Annotated in this window: 15 protein-coding genes, 1 pseudogene and 1 riboswitch; of the genes and pseudogenes, 11 read left to right on the top strand and 5 right to left on the bottom strand. The window is 70.7% G+C overall.

Translation table 11 applies throughout. The features are described from left to right. Positions 1–4: 4 nt before the first annotated feature. The 6 genes from HCA58_RS15375 to HCA58_RS15350 are packed head-to-tail and all read left to right on the top strand — an operon-like array spanning position 5 to position 5500. Positions 5–1384 carry an acetyl-CoA carboxylase biotin carboxylase subunit gene (locus HCA58_RS15375; protein WP_169598515.1) on the top strand — a complete coding sequence of 460 codons (1380 nt, stop codon included), beginning with the start codon at positions 5–7 and terminating at the stop codon, positions 1382–1384. Then, positions 1381–2172 (top strand): SRPBCC family protein, encoded by a 792-nt coding sequence (locus HCA58_RS15370; RefSeq protein WP_169598514.1) that lies wholly within the window; start codon positions 1381–1383, stop codon positions 2170–2172. The genes HCA58_RS15375 and HCA58_RS15370 overlap by 4 nt, the downstream gene beginning before the upstream one ends. Beyond that, entirely contained in the window at positions 2165–2563 is a 399-nt protein-coding gene (locus HCA58_RS15365; RefSeq protein WP_169598513.1) for a cupin domain-containing protein, read from the top strand. Before HCA58_RS15370 ends, HCA58_RS15365 begins: the two co-directional genes overlap by 8 nt. Continuing rightward, complete coding sequence (locus tag HCA58_RS15360) at positions 2560–3834, top strand: beta-ketoacyl-[acyl-carrier-protein] synthase family protein (protein ID WP_169598512.1); 1275 nt, start codon at positions 2560–2562, stop codon at positions 3832–3834. Before HCA58_RS15365 ends, HCA58_RS15360 begins: the two co-directional genes overlap by 4 nt. Beyond that, entirely contained in the window at positions 3831–5123 is a 1293-nt protein-coding gene (locus tag HCA58_RS15355) for a beta-ketoacyl synthase N-terminal-like domain-containing protein (RefSeq protein ID WP_169598511.1), read from the top strand. The genes HCA58_RS15360 and HCA58_RS15355 overlap by 4 nt, the downstream gene beginning before the upstream one ends. Before the next feature lie 14 nt (positions 5124–5137). Then, positions 5138–5500, top strand: a complete 363-nt coding sequence (locus HCA58_RS15350; RefSeq protein ID WP_169598545.1) for an antibiotic biosynthesis monooxygenase family protein — start codon at positions 5138–5140, stop codon at positions 5498–5500. Between the two features lie 62 nt (positions 5501–5562). On the opposite strand, the gene HCA58_RS15345 is transcribed toward HCA58_RS15350, so the two are convergent. Continuing rightward, positions 5563–6492, bottom strand: coding sequence for an exo-alpha-sialidase (locus tag HCA58_RS15345; RefSeq protein WP_169598510.1), 930 nt, complete (start codon positions 6490–6492; stop codon positions 5563–5565). 66 nt (positions 6493–6558) lie between these two features. Beyond that, positions 6559–6969 (bottom strand): MmcQ/YjbR family DNA-binding protein, encoded by a 411-nt coding sequence (locus HCA58_RS15340; RefSeq protein WP_169598509.1) that lies wholly within the window; start codon positions 6967–6969, stop codon positions 6559–6561. A 138-nt stretch (positions 6970–7107) separates the two neighbouring features. On the opposite strand from HCA58_RS15340, the pseudogene HCA58_RS15335 reads away from it, so the two are divergent. The 3 genes and pseudogenes from HCA58_RS15335 to HCA58_RS15325 form a co-directional block, all read left to right on the top strand. Further along, positions 7108–7227: pseudogene (locus HCA58_RS15335) on the top strand (alpha-hydroxy-acid oxidizing protein); the annotation flags it as partial. Between the two features lie 253 nt (positions 7228–7480). Then, positions 7481–7741 carry a hypothetical protein gene (locus tag HCA58_RS15330; RefSeq protein WP_169598508.1) on the top strand — a complete coding sequence of 87 codons (261 nt, stop codon included), beginning with the start codon at positions 7481–7483 and terminating at the stop codon, positions 7739–7741. Positions 7742–7857: 116 nt separating this feature from the next. Next, positions 7858–8106, top strand: coding sequence for a hypothetical protein (locus HCA58_RS15325; RefSeq protein WP_205808706.1), 249 nt, complete (start codon positions 7858–7860; stop codon positions 8104–8106). Positions 8107–8170: 64 nt separating this feature from the next. On the opposite strand, the gene HCA58_RS15320 is transcribed toward HCA58_RS15325, so the two are convergent. Further along, complete coding sequence (locus tag HCA58_RS15320) at positions 8171–9607, bottom strand: glycine hydroxymethyltransferase (RefSeq protein ID WP_169598507.1); 1437 nt, start codon at positions 9605–9607, stop codon at positions 8171–8173. 18 nt (positions 9608–9625) lie between these two features. Beyond that, positions 9626–9716, bottom strand: a riboswitch (ZMP/ZTP riboswitch). Positions 9717–9793: 77 nt separating this feature from the next. Between HCA58_RS15320 and HCA58_RS15315 the strand changes: the two genes are divergently transcribed. Beyond that, positions 9794–10711 carry a metallophosphoesterase gene (locus HCA58_RS15315; protein ID WP_169598506.1) on the top strand — a complete coding sequence of 306 codons (918 nt, stop codon included), beginning with the start codon at positions 9794–9796 and terminating at the stop codon, positions 10709–10711. Here HCA58_RS15315 and HCA58_RS15310 read toward each other — a convergent pair. Further along, the gene (locus HCA58_RS15310) at positions 10687–12792 is read right to left on the bottom strand and encodes an acyltransferase family protein (RefSeq protein WP_169598505.1); all 2106 of its coding nucleotides are present in this window, start codon (positions 12790–12792) and stop codon (positions 10687–10689) included. The genes HCA58_RS15315 and HCA58_RS15310 overlap by 25 nt on opposite strands. Before the next feature lie 186 nt (positions 12793–12978). On the opposite strand from HCA58_RS15310, the gene HCA58_RS15305 reads away from it, so the two are divergent. After that, positions 12979–13950 (top strand): DNA primase small subunit domain-containing protein, encoded by a 972-nt coding sequence (locus HCA58_RS15305; protein ID WP_169598504.1) that lies wholly within the window; start codon positions 12979–12981, stop codon positions 13948–13950. A 4-nt stretch (positions 13951–13954) separates the two neighbouring features. On the opposite strand, the gene HCA58_RS15300 is transcribed toward HCA58_RS15305, so the two are convergent. Next, positions 13955–14461 (bottom strand): Lrp/AsnC family transcriptional regulator, encoded by a 507-nt coding sequence (locus HCA58_RS15300; RefSeq protein WP_169598503.1) that lies wholly within the window; start codon positions 14459–14461, stop codon positions 13955–13957. Between the last annotated feature and the right edge of the window lie 42 nt (positions 14462–14503).

Raw genomic sequence — 14503 nt, 5'->3', positions numbered from 1 at the left:
GCCGATGTTCTCCAAGGTGCTGATCGCCAACCGCGGCGAGATCGCCCTGCGTATCCTTCGTGCGTGCCGGGAACTGGGCATCCGCACCGCGGTCGTCTACTCCACCGCGGACGCCGACTCGGCGGCGGTGCGACTGGCAGACGAGGCCGTCCGGATCGGCCCCTCGGCCAGCCGGCGCAGCTACCTCAACGCTGCGGCGGTGGTGGAGGCTGCCCGTAAGGTCGGCGCCCAGGCGGTGCACCCGGGTTACGGATTCCTCTCCGAGGACGCTGATTTCGCGGAGATCTGCGCGGACAACGGGCTGACCTTCGTCGGCCCGTCGCCCCAGGTGATGTCCATGCTGGCCGACAAGTCCGCCGCCCGGGCACTGATGAGCCGGGCCGGCCTACCGCTGGCACCGGGTGCCGTGCAGCCGGTACCGACCGCCGCCGATGCCGCGGCCGTCGCCGCCGAGGTCGGGTATCCGGTCATCATCAAGGCCGCAGCCGGGGGAGGTGGCCGCGGGATGACCGTGGTCGCCGCCCCGGCGGAGCTTCCTCGGGCGTACGCGCGTACCCGGGCCGCAGCCCAGGCGGCCTTCGGCGACGACCGGGTCTACGTCGAGCGTTACCTGACCGATGCCCGGCACGTCGAGGTCCAACTGCTCTGCGACTCGCACGGCAACGGCGTGCACCTGGGCACCCGGGACTGCTCGGTGCAGCGTCGACATCAGAAACTCGTCGAGGAGGCGCCCGCTCCGGCGCTGTCCCCGGCGACGCTCGACGCCATCGCCGGTACCGCCCTGCGCGGCGCGCTCGACGTCGGGTTCACCGGTGCCGGGACGGTGGAGTTCCTGGTGGACGCCGAGGAGCGGTTCCACTTCCTGGAGATCAACTGCCGTATCCAGGTGGAACACCCCGTCACTGAGATGATCACCGGAATCGACCTGGTTCACGAGCAGTTCCATGTCGCCGCCGGCACACCGCTGCGCTGGCGTCAGGAGGACGTCCGGCTCACCGGGGTGGGCATCGAATGCCGGGTCAACGTGGAGGATCCGGACCGCGACTTCGCGCCCACACCAGGACGGTTGGAGCGGTTCGTCCCACCCGGCGGCCCGTTCACCCGCGTCGACACCCACGGCCACCCCGGATATCTGGTGGGGCCGCACTACGACTCGCTGCTGGCGAAGGTCGCGGTCTGGGCGCCGGACCGCGACCTGGCGTTGAGCCGGCTGGACCGGGCGCTCGGCGAGTTCGACATCTCCGGGCCGGGGATGCGGACCACCATCCCGTTCGTCCGGCGGGTGCTCGACGACGCCGAGTTCCGCAAGGGGCGTCACTCCACCGGGCTGGTGGACCGCCTTGTCGCCGCACCGAAACCCGCACACCCGAGGAGGAAACGATGACCGTCACCGACGGCCGTTCGCTGACCGCGGAGATAACCGACATCCTGGTGACCAACTGTGGACTCGACCCGGACACCGCCGCTCGCGCCCCCGCCGCCTCCCTGGCGGAACTGGGCCTGGACTCGCTCGCCCTGCTCGAACTCTCGGCGGTGGTCGCCGACCGATGGCGGGTCAGCATTCCGGAGCAGGCCGCCGAGTTGAGCATCCCGGCCGTGGCCGATCTGGTCGCCCGGCAGGCCGACCCGCCAGGGCACACCGAGAACAGCATCGTCATCGCCGCACCGCTGGAACTGGTCTGGTCGGTGACCAACGACGTGGCGGGCTGGCCGGACCTGTTCACCGAGTACGCGCGCACCGAGATCATCGATCGGGACGGCGACACCGTCCGGTTCCGCCTGACCATGCATCCCGACGAGAACGGAGTCGCCTGGAGCTGGGTCAGCGAACGCACCGCGGACCCGGCGACCCGGCAGGTGCACGCCCGCCGGGTGGAGACCGGGCCGTTCGAGTACATGCGGATCCACTGGACGTACGCGGAGGAACCAGAGGGCGTTCGGATGACCTGGATGCAGGACTTCGCGATGAAGCCGACCGCACCCGTCGACAACGCCGGGATGACCGACCGGATCAACACCAACAGCGCGGTGCAACTGGCCGTGATCAAGGAGCGCATCGAGCGGCTCGCCGGGTACCCGGCGAGCAGGCCGCCGACGAACGACCAGCTGACGAGCACGGCGACGGCGGCCGGGGCGACCGGCCCGAACGCGACAGGAGCAGCCGATGAGTGACCTCGCCCTGGTGGCCGCCCGGGACGTACCCGCAGACCGCCGGCGCGGCGGTGAACTGCGCGTCCTGCTCGGCCCGCGTACCGTCGGCAGCACCTCGGGTTTCATGGGGGTGGCCACCATGGCGCCGGGAGAGCGGATCGCCGAGCACTACCACCCCTACAGCGAGGAGTTCCTCTACGTCGCCCGGGGCGCCATCACCGTCGACCTGGACGACGAACCGGTGCCGCTGGCCGCCGGTGAGGCACTGTTCGTGACCCGTAACGTCCGGCACCGGCTGCGCAACACCGGGCACGTACCCGCCGAGGTGGTCTTCCACCTCGGACCGCTGGCTCCGCGTCCCGAACTCGGCCACGTCGACACGGAACTCGTCGAACAACGGGACGGGTCGTGACCACCCGGCGCACCGTGGTCACCGGCGTCGGGGTGGTGGCCCCGGGCGGTACGACCCGGGACCGCTTCTGGAAGAGCATCACCGAGGGGCGTACGGCGACCCGGCGGATCAGCTTCTTCGACCCGTCACCGTTCCGGTCGCAGATCGCCGCCGAGTGCGACTTCGATCCGGACGCCGCCGGGTTGACCCCCGCCCAACGGCAGCGCGCCGACCGGTACGTGCAGTTCGCGCTCGCCTGTGCCGCCGAGGCGGTCGCCGACAGCGGGTTGGAACTCACCGACGCCGAACGCGACCGGACGGGTGTGGTCCTCGGCACCGCCGTCGGCGGCACCATGGCGCTGGAACAGGAGTACGTGACGGTGAGCGACAGTGGTAGACGCTGGCTCGTCGACGCGGCACTCGGCGGCCCGTACCTCTACCCGGCGCTGATGCCCAGCAGCCTGGCCGCCGACGTGGCCTGCGGACACGGCCTGCACGGTCCGGCGCAGGTCATCTCCACGGGCTGCACCTCCGGCATCGACGCCATCGGGTACGCCCACCAGCTGATCGTCGACGGTGAGGCGGACGTCGTGCTGGCCGGGGCCGCCGACTCGCCCATCTCACCGGTGACCGTCGCCTCCTTCGACGCCATCAAGGCCACCAGCCCGGACAACGACGACCCGGCGCACGCCTCCCGGCCCTTCGACGCCGACCGGCACGGCTTCGTGCTCGCCGAGGGGGCGGCGGTGCTGGTACTGGAGGAGGCCGGACATGCGGCGAGGCGTGGGGCGCACGTCTACTGCGAGCTGGCCGGCTACGCCAGCCGCAGTAACGGCTACCACATGACCGGGCTGCGCCCCGACGGACTGGAAATGGGGCTGGCCATCACCGACACGCTGCGGCAGGCCCGACTGGCGCCGGAGGACGTTTCCTACATCAGCGCGCACGGCTCCGGTACCCGGCAGAACGACAGGCACGAGACGGCCGCGTTCAAGCGGTCACTCGGATCGGCGGCCTACCAGGTGCCGATCAGCTCGATCAAGTCGATGGTCGGACATTCGCTGGGCGCCATCGGCGCCATCGAGATGGCCGCGTGCGCACTGGCGATCGAGTTCGGGGTGGTCCCACCGACTGCGAACTGGGCCACCCGGGATCCGGAGTGCGACCTGGACTATGTGCCCAACGAGGCCCGGGAGGTACCGGTGGACGTGGCGCTCTCGGTGGGCAGCGGCTTCGGCGGCTTCCAGTCGGCCATGCTGTTCCGCCGCCCGGCGCGGGACGTGACACCGTGAGTGCGCCCTCGACCCCGGCTGGCCGGTGGGGTGACGGCACGGCGGGCCGGCGGGCCGTGGTCACCGGGGTCGGGGTGGTGGCACCCAGCGGTGTCGGCGCGGACGCGCACTGGCGTACGGTCCTGGCCGGCCACCGTCGTATCGGGCCGATCACCCTGTTCGACGCCGCCGGGTACCCGACCCGGCTGGGCGGTGAGGTCGCGGACTTCGACCCGGGCCGGTACGCCGACAACCGCGCCCTCGTGCAGACCGACAGGTGGACACACCTCGGGTTCGCTGCCACCGCGTTGGCGCTCGCCGACGCCGGTCTGCCGCAGCGGGCCACCGAACCGAACGGCTGGGCGGTGACCCTGGCCAGCTCCTCCGGGGGGAATCTGTTCGGCCAGCGGGAGCTGCAACGCCTGTGGTCGTCACCGTCGCGTACGGTCGGCGCTTACCAGTCGATCGCCTGGTTCTACGCGGCCAGCGTCGGGCAGCTGTCCATCCGGCACCAGGCGAAGGGTCCGTGCGGGGTGCTGGTGGCAGAGTCGGCCGGTGGCCTGGACAGCCTCGCGCACGCGGTGCGGACCGTTCGGCGGGGTGCCTCGGTGGTGCTCGCCGGGGCGACCGAGTGCCCGCTGAGCCCGTACGCGTTGGCCTGCCAGCTGCGGTCCGGTCTGCTCAGCGAGGTGGCCGATCCACCGGTCGCCTACCGGCCGTTCGACGCCACCGCCAGCGGTTACCTGCCCGCTGAGGGAGGTGCGGTGTTCGTTGTGGAGGCGCTGGAGCACGCCGTCGAACGGGGCGCACGGATCTACGGCGAGGTGTCCGGTTGGGGCGCCACCCACGATGCGGCGCACACCAGCTCCGACGGCGCCGGTGATCCCCACCAGTACGCCCGCGCGATGCGACTGGCCCTGGGCCGAGCCGGCGTCGAACCGGGCGAGGTGGATGTGGTGGTCCCCGACGCGCTCGGGGTGCCCCGTTACGACCGGGCCGAGGCGGGCGCCCTGCGGGCCGTCTTCGGCACCCGCACCCCACCGGTCAGTACCCACAAGGAGTTGACCGGGCGGGCGCATCAGGGTGGGTCGGCACTCGACGTGGCCACCGCCCTGCTCGCGTTCGCCCACGACACAATTCCTGCCTCGGCCGGTCCGGAGACCGTCGCCGATGGCTGTGAGCTGGACTTTCTGCGGGTCGCCCGGCGGCCGCGTACCCGGGTGGCGCTGGTCTGCGCCCGGGGATTCGACGGATTCAACAGTGCGCTGGTGCTGCGCGGTGCGCCGCCGGCCGGACAGGAGCCGTGGTGAGCGAACGCGATGGTGTGCAGCGGGCCGGTGAGCGTGGTGGACGTGACCGGCCGGGGTACCGAGCACGGGTGGTGTTCCTGGTCCGGGTGCCCGATGAGCGCACCGACGACTTCCTCCGGGCCTACGAGGCGGTGCGGCACCTGGTTGCCGACGGGGTACCGGGTCACCTGGTCGACCAGGTGTGCCGTTCGTCGACCGACCCGGAGCAGTGGCTGATCACCAGCGAGTGGGTTAGCCTGACCGACTTCGAGGCGTGGGAGCGCAGCCCGGAACACCGTGAACTGGTCCGGCCGATGCGGGAGTGTTTCACCGACGCCAGGTCCCTGCGCTTCCACATCCACGCGCAGACCCCGGTACCTGCCGGGGCATCCCGGTGAGAGGTCGCACCCGCGTCACCGGAGGGCGCGATCAGGATGTCAGCGCGGTGGCCCGCTGGCCCTCAGCGCGACCCGAGGTCGACCTCGGCCAGGTAGACGCAGCTGCGTTCCTCGTGGGAGGAGTAGTAGCTGACGTGCAGCAGCCCGTCGTGCCAGGCCAGACCGGGATAGCTGGAGTCGCCGTCGGAGGGTAGGGTCACCAACTCCTGTAGCCGGCCCCGGGCCACGTCGACGGCGCAGATCGCGGTCCGCACCGCACCGTCGTGTAGCCGTACGCCGGCGACGAGGGTCCCATTGGGTACCCGGTACAGCGCCGGGCCGCCCACGCGTACCCCGAGATCGGTCCAGGTCCACTCCCGGTACGGCGGGTGGGCCTGGCCGAGTTGGGCGGTGGCCGTACCGCCGTCGCGCCGCAGCAGGCAGGTGGCGGTCCCGTCCGGTTCGAAGATCAACCCGGATTCGTTCGGGTAGCCACCGGAGAACAGGGTGTCCACCTCCGGTCGCAGGTCGAAGCCGTCCTCGCTGCGGTAGAGCCGGACGAAACGTGGCTCCCGGGTGGCGTAGCCGATACCGTACATCGCCTCGTCGTGCCAGGCGGCCTGCCAGACCCATACGTCCGGTTCGCCGATCGGCTGCGGCCGGTCCCACCGGTGGCCGTCGCCGCTGACCGTGGTGACTGTCCGGAACCGTTTCGGCGTGCCGGTCGCGGCGGCGGCGAGCAACTGCAACCGCCCATCGGGACGTACGACGAAGCGCGGGTCGCGTAGATCGACGCCGGCTTCTGCGAGGACGGCCGCGGACTGCCAGGACCGGGCGTCCGAGGAGGTCAACACCCGCAGCACGCCGTCGTCGGACAGGTGTGACCGGCCCTGGCGGAACGCGCAGAACCAGCGTCCGGCGTACCGGACCAGGTCGGTGAAGGCGTTGTGCGGGGCGGTGTCACCGATACGGCGCAACGCGCGTACCTCGGCGGTCGCCGGGCGGCTGATCACGTGCGTCGACGGTACGCGGACCGGGCGACACCGGTGTGGCGGGGGGACGAACAGCAGACGAACGCGTCAGTCCGCCGCTGTGGTTGGGGCTGTCTCCGCCTGGTGGGCCCGGGCCAGGCGTTTCGGGGCGCGGGCGTACCAGGCTTCGACGATCAGCTCGGTCAGCTCGGGAACGTCGATCCGGTCCAGCCGTACCAGTACCGCCGGGTAGCCGTCGAAGTGAGGTGTGGTGAGGAACAGGCCGGGATCGTCGGCGAGCAACGCCTCCTTGACGCCGAGATCCGCCACCCGGACCCCGAGGACCGGACCGTCCGGCGCGCTCGCACCCAGATCCAGGAGTTCCTTACCGCGTAGCGGGCGTTCCCAGACGAACGGTTTGTCCCGCACCCGCCAGGCGGCCACCCCGTCGTAGGAGGGCCGCTCGGTGGTCTCCGGCAGGCCCAGCGCGATCCGGCGTACGTCGTCCCAACTGGCCACCACCCGACGGTACGCTAGTCGGCGCCCGCGGTGGGTGCCGGCGGTAGGAGTCCGCGGGTGTCGGCGCGGCGGCGGACGTCGGCAATGGCGATGTGGCGATGGTGGACCTCATGGAGCTAACGAACGGGCCGCCACGGGGTGACCGCCCCGACGCTGCGGTGCCGGTTGCGCGGCCGTGAGCATGCGATGCCCGTGGGCGTGCCGCCGATGGCGTACCAGCGGCTGGTTCACCCCGACGGTGAGCGGGCGCTGGCCGCTGGCCCACGGTGGTACACCGGGTGTCACCCCGCTGCCCGGCTTCCGTGATGCTCTGGCGTTGGGGGCCGACGGTGTCCTGGTCGCCGACGAGGTGCGCGACGCTTTGGCCCTGGCCGGGTGCGCCGACCCGGCTGCCGCTCGCAGGCTGCGTACGGTGCCGGTCGGCTGATCCGCGCCGGGCGGCGACTCACCGCGTTCACCGCTTCGCAACCTGTGACGGCCGCCCTGCCGTGGTCCGGGTTGGACGGTCATAATGGTCGGCATGGTTGCCTGGGAGTACGCCCTGCTGGTCCGCCGCTACCAGGGGCAGGGCCGAAATTTTCATGTCTCGTTCGTCTGGTACGGCCCGGACGGGTCGCGTAAGGACGTCACGGCCTACGGTGACACCGCCGTCGCGCACCTCAACCGCGTCGGCCGGGAGGGTTGGGAGCTGGTCTCCGCCGCCGAGGACGTGAACAACGTGCAGGGCAGTACCGAGGTGCACCGCTATCACCTCAAGCGTCCACTGAGCTGACCAGCCTCATGCCGGCCACCGCTCGGGAACGCGTTGACGCGCGCCCCGAGCCTCGGAACCCTGGGTGCAGATGTCGATGCGTTCCGTGTCGACGGGCCCGGATGCAGGGAGGTTTCATGGTGCGCAGGAGGATGGCGGCGTCGCTCACGGCGCTCGCCGTGGCAGGTGGAGCGTTGACCGTCGGGGCGGCGCCGGCACAGGCGGACCCGGCGGGTGGAACGCTGCGTGGCGTCTACTACGACCGAGACTTCTGCCAGTGGTACGGAGCTGACGGCGCCAGCCAGGGCCGGTGGGACTGGTGGTACTGCGAGCTGAGCGCCGCGCCGAGCCCGTTGTGGTTCCTCTGGACGTTCGACTACGTCTGACAGGTGCCGGCGTTCAGCGTCGGCGTTCGTGCCGGGCCGGTGGACCACCGGCCCGGCACGCCGGTCAGTCCAGGTCGACGTTCGGGTAGAGCGGGAAGCCGGCGAGTAGTTCGTTGGCCTGACGGCCGACCTTGTCCGCCACGGCCGGGTCGAGGGTGTATTTCGCCTTGGCGGCGGTGCCGTCCGGGTTCGCTCCGGCGCTGGTCTGAGTGAGCACGGTGTGGATCAGCTCGGCGGTGGTGTCCATCTCTGCCGTGCCCAGCCCGCGCGTGGTCAGCGCGGGCGTACCGATCCGGATGCCGGAGGTGTACCAGGCGCCGTTCGGGTCCTGCGGCACCGAGTTGCGGTTGGTGACGATGCCCGAGTCCAGCAGCGCCTGCTCGGCCTGTCGGCCGGTCAGACCGTAGCCGGCCACGTCGATGAGCACGAGGTGGTTGTCGGTGCCGCCGGTGACCAGCGTGGCCCCTCGGCGTAGCAGCCCGTCGGCGAGCGCCTGGGCGTTGTCGACGACCTGCCGGGCGTAGCCGGCGAAGTCGGGCCGGCGGGCCTCGGCCAGTGCCACGGCCTTGGCGGCCATCACGTGCGGCAGCGGGCCGCCGAGCACCATCGGACAGCCTCGGTCCACCTGGTCGGCCAGCTCCGGGCCGCACAGCACCAGCCCGCCGCGGGGGCCACGTAGCGACTTGTGGGTGGTGGTGGTGACGATGTGCGCGTGCGGCACCGGGTCGAAGTCGCCGGTGAAGACCTTGCCGGCGACGAGGCCCGCGAAATGCGCCATGTCCACCATGAACGTCGCACCCACCGAATCGGCGATCTCCCGCATGATCCGGAAGTTGATCTTGCGTGGGTACGCCGAGTAGCCGGCGACCAGCACCAGCGGGCGGAACTCCCGGGCGGCCTCGGCGACCCGGTCGTAGTCGACCAGGCCGGTCGCCGGGTCGGTGCCGTAGCTGCGCTGGTCGAACATCTTGCCGGAGATGTTCGGTCGGAAGCCGTGGGTGAGGTGCCCGCCGGCATCGAGCGACATGCCGAGCATCCGCTGGTCGCCCAGCTCACGCCGCAGCGTGAACCAGTCCGCCTCGGTCAGGTCGTTGACGTGGCGCGCCTGCGCCCGCCGCAACGCCGGCGACTCGACCCGGTCGGCGAGGATCGCCCAGAACGCCACCAGGTTGGCGTCGATACCCGAGTGCGGCTGCACGTACGCGTGCGAGGCGCCGAACAACTCCCGGGCGTGCTCCGCGGCGAGCGTCTCCACGGTGTCGACGTTCTGGCAGCCGGCGTAGAACCGCCGCCCGACGGTGCCTTCGGCGTACTTGTCGCTGAACCAGTTGCCCATCGCCAGCAACGTCGCGGGGGAGGCGTAGTTCTCGCTGGCGATCAGCTTCAAGGACTCGCGCTGGTCGGCCAGCTCCGCCCCGATCGCGTCGGCGACCCGCGGCTCGACACCACGGATCACCTCGAGAGCGCTGCGGAAGGCGGTGGATTCGGCGTTGCGCGGCATGCGACCTCCAGGTGACGTGCGGAAGGCCCAGGCGCTCGGCATGCGTCCTCGTGACGGGGCCGCTCCCCGATGGTTCTCCATCTCCAATGCGCCAGTCACGGCCCGGGATGATCCTACCCGGGTGCGCCCGGCCGGGCCGCAGCACCGCCGGGCAGACGTCGGGTCGACGTCACTACGATCGACCACATGACGGTGACCGACGGTGGTAGCAGTCTCCTGGCCATCAGCGACCTGCACGTCGGACATCCGGCGAACCGTCCGGTCGTCGAGGGGCTACGTCCCCGGACGCCACAGGACTGGCTGCTGGTCGCCGGTGACGTGGGCGACACCGTCGCCGACGTGGAGTGGGCGCTGCGGCTGCTCGCCGGCCGGTTCGCCCGGGTCGTCTGGTCTCCGGGCAACCACGAGCTGTGGACACCACCGAGAGACCCGGTGACGTTGCGCGGCGTGGCGCGCTACGCCCACCTGGTCGAGCTGTGCCGGGATCTCGGCGTGGTCACCCCCGAGGATCCGTACCCGGTGTGGGTGGGGCCCGACGGTCCGGTGACGGTGGCGCCGCTGATGCTGCTGTACGACCACAGCTGGCGTCCGGACGGCTTCGACACCGTCGAGGCGGCGCTGGCCGAGGCGTACCGGACCGGGGTCGTCTGCACCGACGAGATGCTGCTGCATCCCGACCCGTACGAGAGCCGGTCAGCGTGGTGCGCGGCCCGGGTGGCCGAGACCGCCCGCCGGCTTGCCGGGCGTGATCCGGCGCTGCCGACGGTGCTGATGAACCACTGGCCGCTGGTTCGTGAGGTGACCCGCGTCCTGCGCTACCCGATCTTCGCCCAGTGGTGCGGCACCGAGGCGACCGCTGACTGGCACGTACGCTTCGCCGCCGCCGCGGTGGTGTACGGCCATCTGCACATCCCACGTACCACCTGGCACGACGGGGTGCGGTTCGAGGAGGTGTCGGTGGGCTACCCACGTGAGTGGCAGCCCCGTGGCGTACCCCGGCTACGGCAGATCCTGCCGGCGCCGGACGGTGTGCCCCCGACGGCGTGGTGGCCGCCGGCAGCGGCGTTGACGCGGGGCAGTCAGAGCAGTCGGCCCAGCGCGTGATCCAGCCGCGGCGTCAGGGTCCGGACGTAGGTGGCGGTGAGATGGTTGCTGTCCCGATACACAAGTACGCCCCCGATGACCGGGGCGCACCGATCCTGGGGGCAGATGGCCTCGTTCAGGTCCACGAGATGGACGTTGTCGTTGCTCGATGCAGCCTGCTCGTGCGCAGGCCCACCACCGCCCTCCAACGCCTGAGAGCGGGGCGATGCGCAACGGGTGAGGCGATTGTGATTGACCGACACGCATTCAGCTATATCGTAGCGATGATAGGGGGTGTCCCGCAGTACGACGACCGGTAGTTCGGCGGAGGCGATTTCGGCCCAGGTCTCGCGAAGCGCCTCCGCGAAGGCGGTGCCGGCGGCTTGGGTAACCGGCTTACCGTCACGAATCATCAAGTAGAGCGATGTGCTGACGATCAGCACGTCCGGCCGCTGGGGTCCGGTCAGGGCCACGCGTAGCTTCTCGTTCCATTCGGTGCAACTGCGGTACGGCCGACTGTCGAGGGCGACCGTCCCGTTGATGTAGGGGCAAGCGGACTTCGTGTACGACCGCAGCCGCCACTTTCGTTCTGCGGCGACCTGCTGCAACGCGGGCAACCACTGTGCCGCGTGCGAGTCTCCGGCCAGCGCGACGGTGAAGTCGGCGTTCGGGTCGCCATACTCGCACGCCGTGACTTCGCTACCCGTCATGTCCTGGTGGCACCCGTTGCGCTGGCTGTCTGGCCCGTCTCGAAGAGCAGCCAGTGGATCCGGTACGAAGACACCGACCCGGTCAACCGGCTGACCGGCACTGCTTTCGATGGGCCTGGCGCCCAGCGCCATGGCGCCGAGCGCGCTGGAGGCAGTCGAGCCGGTATTTGGGGAGCCGGACGGAAGCGCACCGCCGACCGCCACCGGAGCCGGCGGTGTCTGTGGCGGCGGCCATATGGTGAGCTGGAATGCCAGCCCGGCCAACACGGCCAGACTGGTGCAGACAGCGCCCAGTTGCAGTGCGCGTACCGGTTGCCAGGAAAGCTGCCGTGAGTGTCGGATCGGATTCTCCACGAGGTGGTAGGTGAGCACCGCCGGAACGGCGGACAGGGCGACCACAGCGAGACCGGTGCCGACGGTCAGCTCATTCAGGCGGGCCTCGGCGACCACGAGCAGGGGCCAGTGCCACAGGTAGAGCGAGTAGGAGAGAGCACCCACTGCGCGGACCGGCCGTACATCGAGCAGGGCAGCCGGTCCGAGCCGGCCTGCGGCCAGTCCACCAGCGATGACGGCGGCGGTGCCCAGGGTCGGCCCGAGGGCCGTGTAGCCGGGGAACGCTGATTCGGGGCGCAGGGTAATGGCGGATACGAGGATCGCGGCAAGACCGAGCCATGCGAGCCCGGCTGCCGCAGTCCGGGGGAGCCGATCGAACTGATGGGCGAGGAGCGCCACGAAGCCGCCGATGGCCAACTCCCACAACCGGGTGGTGGTCACGAAATAGGCGCGGACCGCATCGTTGGAGGTCATCCACATGGACCAGGCAAACGATGGCACGGCGACGAGGGCCAGCGCGAGGATCAGGTGGCTGGTGCGGAGCCGGTCCCGGGCAAGCCAGGCGACGCCGATGAGGAGCAGCGGCCACACGAGGTAGAACTGTTCCTCGACCGCCAGTGACCAGAAGTGCTGTACAGCACTGGGCGCCTGGTTGGCGGCGAGATAGTCCACCGACTGTTCGGCCAGCCGCCAATTCATCGCGTAGAGCCCGCTGAACACGACGTCCCAGCCGGTGGAGGCCCAGCGGGTTCGTGGGAGAAAAGCGAATGTCAGCACGAGCGTCGCGGCGAGGACGAGCAGGGCCGCCGGCAGGAGACGCTTGGCTCGCCGGGCCCAGAACCCGACCAGCGAGATGCGCCCGGTGCTCCTCAACTCCGTGACCAGGAGACCGGTGATCAGGAATCCGGAGATGACGAAGAAGACGTCGACGCCGACGAAGCCACCTGGGAGAAGGTTCTGGCTGGCATGCCCCGTCAGTACCAGGACGACGGCGACGGCACGGAGACCCTCCACGTCACCGCGGAACCTGACGCGAGAGCTGTCCTGTTGGGAGGTCATGGTGGTCACTCTGGGTCCTGAATCTAGTACTTAGGGCGAAGGTCGCCGCCCACCATAACCGACTTTCCTACCTAGACCCATGCGAACCGCTCTTCGCAGAGAAATGTCTACTCGCTACCGGAACAGCCCACATGGACGTCCGGCGACGCGGACCGGGGCCGGGTGTGACGTCGTACCCTCGCAGGCGTGGCTACGGCGGCGGAGGAGATCCGGGTGGGGCGGCGGACGGTGCGCGTCACCAGCCCGGACCGGCCGTACTTCCCCGAGCGGGGGCTGACCAAGCTCGACGTGGTGCGGTACTTCCTCGCCGTCGGCGACGGGATCCTCCGTGCGTTGCGGGACCGACCGACGATGCTCGAACGCTGGCCACGCGGAGTTTTCGCAGGCGCGAGCATCGCCACCCGGCAGGACAACCGCGGCGACGCGTTTTACCAGAAGAGGGTGCCGGCCGGCGCGCCCGACTGGGTGGGCACCGCCCACATCACCTTTCCCAGCGGGCGCACCGCCGACGAGGTCGCGCCGGGTGAGCTGGCCGTGGTGATCTGGGCGGTCAACCTGGGTACGCTGCGTTTCCATCCGTGGCCGGTGACCAGGGCGGACGTGGAACGGCCGGATCAGCTGCGGATCGACCTGGACCCGCTGCCCGGTGTCGGGTTCGACAAGGTGGTGCCGGTGGCCCGGGAGGTGCGCGCCTTCCTCGACGAGTTGGGCCTGGCCGGCTATCCGAAGACCACCGGCGGGAGGGGTCTGCACGTCTACGTCCCGATCGAGCCGAGGTGGAGTTTCGGTGACTGCCGTCGGGCGGTGCTGGCCCTCGGGCGGGAGATGCAGCGGCGTCGACCCGACCTGGTCACCACCACCTGGTGGCGGGAGCAGCGGGACCGGCCGGTCTTCGTCGACTTCAACCAGATGGCCCGGGACCACACCATGGCCTCGGCGTACTCGATCCGGCCGACGCCGGCCGCGCTGGTTTCCGCGCCGCTGGACTGGACGGAACTGGACGATGCCCGACCCGAGGACTTCGACGTGGCCACCGTGCCGGGCCGGTTCGCCGAGCGGGGTGACCTCCACGCGGGCCTGGACGGGCGTCGCTACCTGCTGACGCCCCTGCTGGAGTTGGCTGACCGGGAGGGCCTGGAACCCCCGCCGGGACGCTGAGCGGTCACGCCCACGGGCTCTGCTTTCCGTCGTACTCCTCGAAGACCAGCCAGCTGCGGGTGGCGAGCACCCCGGCGATGCGCTGCACCCGGTCCAGCACCACGTCCCGCAGGGTGGCGTTGTCCGGTGCCCGGACCAGGGCGAGCACGTCGTGCTCACCGCTGAGCAGCGCCACATGTTCGACGTAGCGCACCCGGGCCAGCTCCGCCGACACCTCCCGCCAGGTGTTCTGCCTGATCGTCAGCGCGATGTACGCCGATGTGCCCAGGCCGGCGGGCTCGGGGGCGACCCGCACGGTGAACCCGGTGATCACGCCGTCGCGCAGCAGCCGCTCCACCCGGGCGTACGCGTTGGTACGCGAGACGTGTACCCGCTCGGCGAGCGTTCGGATGGAGAGCCGACCGTCGCGGGTCAGCTCGTCGAGGATGCGCCGGTCCACCTCGTCGAGGGCGACAGCCGAACGTCCCGTTTCGCCCCATCGGCGCGCCTCGTCGGCGGTCTCCTGGCCCATGGTGACCTCCTCCGAGTGCCATTCATCCCGCGTTCACCGGGG

Source organism: Micromonospora sp. HNM0581, assembly GCF_012726175.1.
Classification (GTDB): Bacteria; Actinomycetota; Actinomycetes; order Mycobacteriales; family Micromonosporaceae; genus Micromonospora.
This window is presented reverse-complemented; position numbering and strand designations above follow the sequence as displayed.